The following is a 4,516-nucleotide window of genomic DNA, read 5'->3' as shown; positions in this document are numbered from 1 at the left end:
GAGGAGATGAATAATGAAATTTTTCCACTATTTCTCTATAGGCAAGAGTTAATACATTTCCTGAAGCACCCCACCAGAGGAGATGAATGGTGAAATTTTCTGACTATTTCTTTATAGGCAAGAGTTAATACATTTTCTGAAGCACTCCACCAGAGGAGATGAATAATGAAATTTTTCCACTATTTCTCTATAGGCAAGAGTTAATACATTTCCTGAAGCACCCCACCAGAGGAGATGAATGGTGAAATTTTCTGACTATTTCTTTATACGCAAGAGTAAATACATTTTATGAAGCACTCCACCAGAGGAGATGAAGAGTGAAATTTTCTCACTATTGCTCTATACGCAAGAGTAAATACATTTTATGAAGCACTCCACCAGAGGAGATGAAGAGTGAAATTTTCTCACTATTGCTCTATACGCAAGAGTAAATACATTTTATGAAGCACCCACCAAGGGGAGATGAATAATGAAACTTTTCCACCATTAGCTATAGAGATCATAAATACATTTTATGAAGCACCCACCAAGGGGAGATGAATAGTGGAATTTTCTCACTATTGCTCTATACGCAAGAGTAAATACATTTTTTGAGAGTTAATCAGCAAACCGTAATTAATTCATCAATACTCTTCTTATTAATTTTCCACATTTCCTCTTCTTCCCAAACCCATCTACTATCAACTCGTTCTACCGTACCATCTAAATTAAATACTGTTATTGTTGCTAAAGTCTCTATCCAGACAGTTGCTCCACAATGATGAGGTTGATCTGGTCGATAAACAATTCGGCAAGGACCATGAATCTCCACTTCGTGACCTTTGCTTAAGATTTTAGAGGCACGCTGGGCAGAAAGTACATATTCACATTCTGCTTGAGGATCGATCTTTTTGAGCTTTCGATTTTTTTCTATATTAGGTCGATTGAAATGAATGGTATTTTTCCCGCAGTGGCGCTGAGGCGACCAATTGGGTTTGGGGCCACGTTTTTTACCGGAAACTCTTGGTTTCCCATCGTACAAAGGAATCACCCAAGTTCGACCATTAATTTTCCGAGCGCCTTGAATCCGACCTTCCTGAGCTAGATCTCGGACTCTTTTAGAAGAAACATTTAATAAAGAGGCTGCTTCAGTAGTACCAATAAACATAATTTTTTACTATTGCGTATAGCGGAATAATACCAAAAAATACAAAAATTACAAAGTTATAAATTTAGGGTGCTTCAGATAAAAAAATTTTCCTTACTCTAGAGTTTGCCAAAAAAGTATTTTGTCCAGAGTCACTATTTAGAAGGAAAAGAAACAACTTTAAAAGTTAGTATTTTCGGCAGACAAAATTTTATTTCTCCCCTACATTTTCCATCGCTTGAATAATTTTCATTGTTTCGACGCTAACGGTACAAACTTTTTGTAATAAGTCAATAACTGTTTCTTTATAGTCAGCAAAACAATAAGTATTAAATTTTTCAGCGATGGTTTTGTCTCTAGGTTTTTTCTCTTTATATTGATCTAATATCCATTCTAAAGCGCTCCGGTTTCCGAGGCGATATTCCCAGGCTATTTTGGGGATTTTTTCTAATGTTGTGATGGTATCTATGAAGATTTTGTCTTTGGTTTTATCTGCTTTAAGTTTTGGTTTGGAAGTGGCAGAGTTTTTGGGAGTTGGTAAGTCGATGCGAGTTAATGGAAATGGTTTAATAGTTTCATAGTTGATGTGTAAGTTGATTAATTTTTTTCCCATTTTTACCCACTGTTGAAAGTTTTCATAGAAGGGGAGGCGAGGAAATTCTCGTTTGAGGTTTTGTTCGTATTTTTGACGGTAGGTGGGGTAGTGTAAGACGGCGTAGGTGTAGTGGAAGATGTCTAGTTTTTTGATTCTTTTATTGTTGTAATGGGTTTGGAATTTTTGGAGACTCCAGTCAGTAATATTTTCTTGGCGTTTTCCATTTTCATCGTAGTAGTAAAGAGTAAATATTTGAGAACCCCTTGAACCTATTCCACCATCACAGATAGTATTTGCAGCTTGAACAACAAAAGGAACTTGTTTATGAATTGTCAAACAAATTGCTATGTTATCTTTGCCAATAGGAAAAATTTGTTCCTGTTGATATAGTCTGTGTACGATAATTTTTGCCAGATAAAGATATTTTTTGGTAAACGGACGCCAAGTAGATGTAACTATAAAATCAGGATTAAACTCTAGGGTAGAATTTTTCAGTAAATACTCTTCTAGTTCAGAAGTCCACTTAATTTTTCTATCCACAAAATCATTAATTGCTTTTTTGTTGTTTGATTTATTCCATCTAACTTTTTCTTGCTCGTAAAAATCACAAAAAAACTGAACTTTTTTGGCTAATTTCTGTGAGTCGAAGTCATACAACCATTCGTCTCTACTTGTTAATATTCCTAATGTAAATACTTTAAATATTGCTGTTTCGTCTGTTTTGTTTTTAGCAAGTTTAGTATTTTTATTTGCTAATGGCAGCAAACTATCAAAGTCATTATCTGTGAGATTTATCCAGTTATTATTTTTGTCTGGTTGAATATGTTCAAAATCAATCTCACTAAATTTAGTTGCTGCTAAAAACTTTAATTTATCTTTCGCAGTTTCAAATTCTGGACGAAAAATATAAAATATTTTGCAAGGCGTGTTTGTATGATTATCTTTCTTCACCATAAAACTTATCGCAACACCAGTTTGAATACCAAAAACATTGTGTTTTGTTCCTGATAATTTAGGATTTTTTCTCACATCTCCACCCAAATCAATTACATATATATGACTAAATTCTTGAGCGACTAACTTTCTAAATCCATCAAATGTTTTAGCATTTATAAAAGAAGAGTTAGTAATAAAAGCTAAAACCCCATTTTTACCTAATCTATCTGTTGCCCACCTAAAAAAACGAGAATACATATCATAAACTTTTGTCTTTTGCGCTCTACTTTCTTTGACATAACTACTTTTAATCAGCTTATCTATTTCTGAGTAAGCACGATTTTTATTATTATCATTTTCATTAGCTTGATTTGCATTATAAGGAGGATTACCAATAATTACCGAAATATCATCACAATCATTTTGCCGTTTAATCCTCTCAGTATTCTCTACTGTCATGGCAAATAAATTTAACTGCTTACCCTCAAATGAACTATGGTCTAAAGTATCAACAAAACAAATATTATTAAACTCCTCATAACTCCCCTTTTTCTGCTGATAAGTATATTCAATATTCAGATTCGCAATATAATAAGGCAAAATTGCTACCTCATTACAAAAAATCTCATGCTGATACTTATACTCCAATTTATTCTCAGGCAAATATTCAATCAACTCCGTTATAAAAGTACCAGTTCCTGTTGCCGGATCGAGAATTTTTACCCCTTCATCACACAACAACTTCCCAAAATGTTTATCCACCAAATAATCCACACTTTCAATCATAAACCTGACAATTTCCGTAGGAGTATAAACAATTCCCAATCTATCAGCACCGAGAGGATTATAAGACTTATAAAAATTCTCATAAACCACCTTCAAAAATTCCTGTTTTTCGTGATGATTATAAATACTCGCAGCCTTACTTTTAATTACTCCATAATAACGCTCAATCGAACTTAAAGTATTTCGGCGAGTCGTGCCAGTAAAAAAAGTATTTAAAACTCCCTCTAATTCTCTAGCAATATTATTTTCTCGGTGGAACTGAGACTCATTAAAAATATTCAGAAAAATATCCTCAGTTAAGATGTGTTGAATAATCATTTCCTGCACATCAAACAAACTAACTTCAGGATTAATCGAATCTCGACAAATAGTTAAAAACTTATCCCTAGCTTGACAAAACTTCTGATTTTTTTTCGACTGTTCAGCAATTAAACTTCGTAAACTTTCTAAAATAGTAGGTAAATCTGATTGAAAAGTAGCGATCGCCTCTCGAAAATCTTTAACTTCTGGGCGAATATAATTAATAAAAGCATTAATAATTCCATCCAAATCTTCAGGATTTTTCATGGAAACTCTAGAAGTTTCTGACCCCGCTTGAATTAAAACTGCCGTCTGAGAATCTTCAAACAAAATATTATCGTCAGGATAACCTTTAGCTAACTTTTTCTCAATTTCCTCATCCAAAATATCATTTTCATCCTTACTTTCCCAGAATCCCCAATCAAGACGCAAAGCATCTTTAACTGTTCCATCGGGAACCACCTTTTTCCCAGTCTTAGTTTTATATTCTAGTTCTGGGATTAATATAAAATCTCTACTTTTACAATACTCATTTAATAAGTTTTGAAAGGGAAATCGAATCGAACTTTCATTCCGAGAACCACTATATTGAATGATGCGTTCAACTTCGGTATAGTATTGATTAATTAATAATTGAGACATAGTTTTAAGAAGTAAGAAGTAAGAAGTAAGAAGTAAGAAGTAAGAAGTAAGAAGTAAGAAGTAAGAAGTAAGAAGTAAGAAGTAAGAAGTAAGAAGTAAGAAGTAAGAAGTAAGAAGTAAGAAGTAAGAAG

General features: G+C 33.3%; 2 protein-coding genes. Both read right to left on the bottom strand.

What is annotated here, in order from left to right; all coding sequences use genetic code 11:
* Nucleotides 1-601 precede the first annotated feature (601 nt).
* Nucleotides 602-1,147: a helix-turn-helix domain-containing protein gene (locus tag VKJ25_RS16195; protein WP_324237671.1), complete on the bottom strand. Its 546-nt coding sequence runs from the start codon at nt 1,145-1,147 to the stop codon at nt 602-604.
* A 190-nt stretch (nt 1,148-1,337) separates the two neighbouring features.
* The gene (locus tag VKJ25_RS16190) at nt 1,338-4,385 is read right to left on the bottom strand and encodes a type ISP restriction/modification enzyme (protein ID WP_324237670.1); all 3,048 of its coding nucleotides are present in this window, start codon (nt 4,383-4,385) and stop codon (nt 1,338-1,340) included.
* Nucleotides 4,386-4,516: the final 131 nt, after the last annotated feature.

It is taken from the genome of Okeania sp. (assembly GCF_035285525.1).
Taxonomy (GTDB): Bacteria; Cyanobacteriota; Cyanobacteriia; order Cyanobacteriales; family Microcoleaceae; genus Trichodesmium.
Note: the sequence above shows the minus strand (reverse complement) of the source record. Positions and strands in the feature narration are given on the sequence as shown.